The 5,988-nt window shown below is 66.3% G+C and carries 4 protein-coding genes and 1 pseudogene; 3 read left to right on the top strand and 2 right to left on the bottom strand.

Annotation, left to right across the window (positions count from 1 at the left end):
• The 3 genes from JYJ84_RS26505 to JYJ84_RS26495 form a co-directional block, all read left to right on the top strand.
• A partial coding sequence (locus JYJ84_RS26505; RefSeq protein ID WP_205189645.1) for a DUF4132 domain-containing protein occupies nt 1-1,119 on the top strand: 1,119 nt, incomplete at its 5' end.
• Nucleotides 1,120-1,208: 89 nt separating this feature from the next.
• Nucleotides 1,209-2,258 (top strand): hypothetical protein, encoded by a 1,050-nt coding sequence (locus JYJ84_RS26500; RefSeq protein ID WP_236027472.1) that lies wholly within the window; start codon nt 1,209-1,211, stop codon nt 2,256-2,258.
• A gap of 508 nt (nt 2,259-2,766) precedes the next feature.
• The gene (locus JYJ84_RS26495; protein ID WP_175219480.1) at nt 2,767-4,809 is read left to right on the top strand and encodes a sensor histidine kinase; all 2,043 of its coding nucleotides are present in this window, start codon (nt 2,767-2,769) and stop codon (nt 4,807-4,809) included.
• Here the strand turns inward: JYJ84_RS26495 and JYJ84_RS26490 are convergent.
• Nucleotides 4,776-5,435, bottom strand: a complete 660-nt coding sequence (locus JYJ84_RS26490) for a response regulator transcription factor (RefSeq protein ID WP_174958360.1) — start codon at nt 5,433-5,435, stop codon at nt 4,776-4,778. The genes JYJ84_RS26495 and JYJ84_RS26490 overlap by 34 nt on opposite strands.
• Before the next feature lie 229 nt (nt 5,436-5,664).
• Nucleotides 5,665-5,880 (bottom strand): annotated as a pseudogene (locus tag JYJ84_RS38390) (helix-turn-helix domain-containing protein); the annotation flags it as partial.
• Nucleotides 5,881-5,988 lie beyond the last annotated feature (108 nt).

Here is a 5,988-nt window from a genome sequence, read left to right as displayed (position 1 = left end):
GTGCTGGCCTCGATCGGCAGCGACGTCGCGCTGATGCTGCTCAACGGCATCGCGCAGAAGGTCAAGTTCCGCGCGCTGCAGGACCGTGCGCGCGAGAAGATCGATGCGATCGCGGAAGCGCGCGGGCTGTCGTCCGAGGAGCTGGAAGATCGTCTTGCGCCGGATCTCGGGCTCGATGCGCAGGGCACGATGCTGCTCGACTTCGGTCCGCGCGCGTTCCGGGTCGGCTTCGACGAGACGCTGAAACCGTATGTCCGCGAGACCGGGGCCGACGGCGTGCCCGGCGCGCGGCTGGCGGACCTGCCGAAACCGAAGAAGACCGACGATCCGGCGAAGGGCAAGGACGCGGTCGAGCGCTTCAAGCTGCTGAAGAAGGATGCGCGCACCATCGCGAGCCAGCAGCTTGCGCGGCTCGAGGTGGCGATGTGCGGGCGGCGCCGCTGGACGCCAGAGGTGTTTCGCGCGTTTCTCGCCGAGCATCCGCTGGTGCGCCACCTCGTGCAGCGCCTCGTGTGGGGAGTGTACGAAGTCGACGACGGCGGCAACTTCGGCGGCACGCTGAAGGCTTGCTTCCGCGTGGCGGAAGACGGCACTGCGGCGACGGCCGACGACGACGCGTTCACGTTGCCGGAAGGCGCGACGATCCGCATCGGTGTGCCGCATGCGCTGGAAATCGCGCCGGCCGATGCCGCCGCGTTCGGGCAGGTGTTCGCCGACTACGAACTGCTGCAGCCGTTCGCCCAGCTCGGCCGCGACGTGTACCGGCTGACCGACGATGAGCGCAACGGGCGGTTGCTCGAACGCTGGAAGGGCGTCAAGGTGCCGACCGGCCGCGTGCTCGGGCTCGTCAACAAGGGCTGGCGCCGTGGCCAGGTGGAGGATGCCGGCTGCATCTGGTATTTCACGAAACCGCTCGGCGCGGGCAAGGTGATCGAGCTGTCGCTCGACCCGGGGATCATCGTCGGGGCGGTCGACATGCATCCGGATCAGGAACTCGGTGCGTTGCAGGCCGGTGCGCCGTCGAACTGGGGCAGCATTCGCGAGCCGGATGCGCTGTCGACGCTCGACGAGATCTCGGCAAGCGAGTTGATCCGCGATCTGGAAGGGATGCGGGAGTAACGCGCGCTTGCCACCGAAGCGGGCGAGCGCTGCTCCGTCCGCTTCGGTCATTCCTACGTCGACCGTCCTTTCTTGCTACAACACCAACCATGACGCCGCTGCCCCCCGAATTCCTTGCCGTCCTGCACCGGCCCGTACTCGACGAAGCCGATCTTTTCACGATGGACGACTTCTTCGAGCTGACCGAAGTCGACGAATTGCGCGAGCAGGCGCAGGATCCTGCCCGTGCCGACGCCATCCTGCACGCGTGTGCGGCCGAATTGCCGACGCTGCATCCGAATCGTGCGGCGTTGCTGGCGCTGCTCGGTGGCGCGATCGTCGAGCGCGGGGCCGATCCGCGCATCCTGTTTCCTGCCGCGCACGCGAGGCTTGGGGCGTGGCTGCCCGAACTCGCGCCGTTTTGCGCAAGGGCCGTCGAGGAGGGCGACGATGAAGCCACCGACGACGAACGGCGCGACTGGCAGGCGGCCCGGCAGCAGCTCGATGCACTTGACGCCCGGCAGAGCTGGGAAGTCGATGCGTTACGGGACGCGGTCGATACGCTCGTCTTGCCGCTGATGGCCATGCTGATGCGCGATCGTGACAATCACCGCGACCTGATTGCTGACGCCGCGCTGCAAGCGTTGCTGGACAAAGTGGCCGACAACGACGGTTTGCCGTTCGACCAGTTGCACTTTCTATGCTGCGCGTCGGCGTTGAGCTACGAGCCGGAGTGCGTCGTCGTGCTGCCGGCTTCAGGCACCGGCTTCGTCGCCAGCGCGCATGCGGTCAACAACACGTTCCACGCGTTCACGCTGCTCCAGCGCCTGATCGGCGAACACGCGCGGACGCTGCGCGTCGGCAAGGCGATTGCGCCGAGGAACGGCGACGAAGAGCTGGACACCTCGGAGTTTCACTGGCTGCAGGCCCATGCGTATGAGAACGGCGTGCTGGTCCACAACCTGGCACTCGCGTGGGGCGAAGCGCCGTTGCGCAGCCACCGCAAGCACGGCAAATGCGTGCTGATCGCACTGGAGACGGAAAAGGGTATCCAGCGGAGCTGGGATGGCTTCGGTGGCGTGTTCCATCCGGCGCAGAACCCGTCGGTGACGCTGGTGCGTTTCCTGACGGCGGATGAAGTGGCTGCCTATCTGGCTTGATGCGCGGGCTTCATCCGAATGCGCACGATCGAGACGCCGGGCAGCGCGGCGTTTCCGGTCCCGCCCGGCCCGATTGGGCCAGACGAGACTGGAGAACGACGGATCACTGCCCGCCATCTTCGCGCGCAACGCCACACAAGCCCGCAAACCCTGCCGACCTGCGTGGACGGCGACGGCATTGCTGTCCAACGAGCGCCTCGTGCCTGATTTTTTGTCAATGCTCGTCGGAATACCGCCGCCAGCCCGGCCGTCTGGTTGTTGTCGGCGTCGATGCGCCGTCGTCGTGCGGGGCGTAGGCAAGGGTGGCGCCGCTGGTCAAGGGCTTCGGGCCTCCACTGCCGGCGAACCGCGCCCGTGCCTCCTTGATTGGCGTGCATCTTAAATGAGCGTGCGCGGCGAAAGCTGACAAATTCTGACATTCGGAGCGCAGGCGGCATCCGGACGCCTGAGGGCGTCGCGTGTTCGGTTATAGTGTCGCCCGATCGCAGACACCAGCACGAATCGCGTGATGTTCCGGCTCATCTTCCTCATCCTGATTACCTGGGCCTCGGGGGCCTTCGCGTCAACGCCGATTCCGCTGCCCGATGGCGGGCAAGTCAACATCCGGAAGGGCTGGGATCTGTTGCGCGATCCGGGCGACACGCTCACTGTCGAGCACATGTCGCAGCCCGAGACTGCGCGCGCGTTCGTCGCCCAGACGTCGGAGCCGGCGCTCGGCTATGTCGACGGCGCGGTGTGGCTGCGCCTGACCTTGACGCGCCCGGCGAGCGCACCGCCGATGTGGCTCCTGGAACTACGGTCGTCGCTGCTGAACGACGTCACGCTGTACGTGCCGCAGCCGGGTGGCGGGTACCAGCGCCACGTCGCTGGCGATCGCATGCCGGTGCAGCAACGCGACATCGCCTACCGCAACCCCGTGTTTCGCCTGGACCTTCCGGCGGGTCAACCGGTCACGCTCTATCTGCGAATCCGCAGCACCAGCACCATGAGTTTCTCTATGGCGCTATGGTCGCCCGACGCGTTCATCTCCGCAACGAGCAAGGAATCGTTGCTGTTCGGCCTGCTGGATGCCGCGCATCTCGTGCTGCTCGTCTCGAGTCTGTGGCTCTTCCGGGTGACGCGCGATGCCTCTTTCGGGCTCTTCGGGCTGAGCGTCATCGTGAACCTGCTCACCGCACTCGGCGCCGAAGGCTACCTCTATCAGTACCTGCTGCCGGACTTTCCGGCTGCGAGCAATGCGGTCTACATGATCAGCTGGCTGCTCGGCACGCCCGCCGGCACGCTGTTTACCGCGCACTACCTCGGCCTGTTCAACGGGCGCTGGCGGCGCGCGACGATCGCTTTTTCCGCACTGACGATCGTCGTGGCGCTGGCTGCCGCGCCGCTGATGCTGGTCGTCAATGTCTGGTGGGTGAGGCCGTTTTACCTGTTCTGGCAGATCGTGGCCATCCTCGTCACGATGGCCGTTTCGCTCTGGCTCACCGCCCGCGGACACCGGCATGCACGCGTGGTCGTGCTCGTGCTGCTGCTGTTGCTCGGCGGCAGCGCTTTGCGTGTCGCGCGCAACGTCGGGTGGATCCCGCCGGGGCTGCTCGCCGACAACGCCGGATATCTGGGTATGCTCGCGTTCATGCTGATCATGAATTCGGCGATCAGCTGGCGCTACAACGCGATGCGCAATGCGATGGAGGCGGCGCAGGCTGACGCGTTGCGCGTCGCGCGCCAGGCCGAGCGCGATCTGGAAGCAAAGGTCGCGCTGCGCACCCAGGCGCTTCGCGAGGCGATGGAGCAAGTGGAAGCGTCGCTGGCGATGGAAAAGCGCGCACAGGACGAGCAGCGCCAGCTTCTGGCAACCGTCTCGCACGAGCTGCGGACGCCGCTGGCAGTCATCGACGCCACCGCTCAAAATCTTGACCTCGACGACTCTCGTGCCGATCCGCTGACCTCGTCTCGCTATCAGAAGATCCTGCGCGCGACGCAGCGCCTGACGGTGCTGATCAATGACTCGCTGCACGAGGACGGGTTCGAGCTGCAGCGACGCGGAACCCGTATCGGCAACACCCGGCTGGCGGCGCTGCTCGACGATGCGGCTGCCGCTGCCGGGGCGCTGTCCGACGGCCACCGCCTCGAAATCGACGCGGAAGACCTGCCGGACGCCTTCGCGTGTGACGCCAGCCTCACGCGTCTCGTGCTGCGCACGCTCGCCGACAACGCCGTCAAATACACGCCGGGCGGCACGCGGATCGTGTTGCGCGGCCGGCGTGCACGGGAGGGCGTGGAGCTGGAAGTGGCGGACGACGGCCCCGGCATTCCGCCGGCGGACCTGCCGCACGTGTTCGATCGTTTCTATCGCGGCCGTAACGTCGGCCGCAAGCCGGGCACCGGCCTTGGCCTTCCGCAGGCGCGCAGCATGGTCGAAATGCAGGGCGGTACGTTGAGCCTGGTCAGTGTGGCGGGGCACGGCTGCCGGGCTACGGTCTTTTTGCCCGCGAACGCGGACAGGGCGGCTTTCGCCGCTCAGGCGAGCAGGAGCGGCGCGGCGAACGTGTAGCCGGTGCGATGGACGGTCTTCAGCGGTAGTTCCGAACCCGTCTCGCTTCGCCAACGCTGCCGCAGACGGCTGACCATCGTTTCCAGCCTGCGCTCGTCGTAGTCGACCCAGTCGAAGCCGAAATCCTCCGCGATCTGCCGCCGGCTCACTGCCTTGGACGGATGCCGTGCCAGCAAGGCGAGCAGGGCGATCTCGCTTGCCGACAGATCGAGCCGGCCGCCGACCGGCGCGGACAGCACGCGCGCCTGACAGTCAAGCCGCCAGTCGCTTGCCACCCGGCGGCCGAGTGCCTGAAGAATGGCGTCGAGTTCGAGCAGTTTCACCGGCTTGACAAGATAGTGATCGGCTCCGCCAATCAGGCCGTCGATCTTGTCCTGCGTATCCCCGCGCGCGGTCAGCATGACGATGCCGCAATCGCGATGCCGAGCCCTGAGCCACGCGGCCGCATCGAAACCGTTTCCATCCGGCAGCATCACGTCGATGATCGCAAATGCGAGATCCGACGCCCGTTCCTGGAACGCCGCGACCGTGCCGACCTGATCGACCGTCCAGCCGCGCTTTTCCAGAAACGCGGCGATTTCCTCGCGCAACTCGACCTCGTCGTCGAGCAACAGCACCTTAGCCATACCGCTACCTCGGACCCGCGCTGTGGATTGGCGGGGTCTTTCCTTATGCTTGCCCCGATCGGTGGCAGTGCCGCGCTGGATAGCGCGACGCAGCCGTCATCGGCCCGATATTGGCTTGCGTTTCACAAGCGGCGGAAATTTTAGCGGACGAAGGCCGTGGTGAATGTGTCTGACGGAGAAAATCGACGGACGGACAGGGGCTCGCGCGGGCGGCGGTGAGGCCTGGGGCCAGACGGCGGCTGCCTGGCTTCGAGCGGTGTCCCGATACCAATCGCGCCGGGCCGTGCTCACGCAGCCGGGCGACCAGCCGGCGGATCTGTCGTGTCGTCAACTCCAGCCGTTCCGCCGCACGCCATGGCTTGAGCTTGCCGTCGGCTACGTCCTGAATGACCTTGAATCGGTCCAGCTCGCGCATCGTCATCGTGATCCGTTCTGTCGCAGTCATCGAAGCTCCCAGCGCCGGACAACCGGCAGCCGGTCAGCTTACGATGGGTCGAAAAGCGGACATCTGAACTTAGCCAGAAGCGGACATTTGAACTTGGGACCTACAACG

Origin of the sequence: Burkholderia sp. LMG 13014 (assembly GCF_905232215.1) — a bacterium.
Taxonomy (GTDB): domain Bacteria; phylum Pseudomonadota; class Gammaproteobacteria; order Burkholderiales; family Burkholderiaceae; genus Burkholderia.
This window is presented reverse-complemented; position numbering and strand designations above follow the sequence as displayed.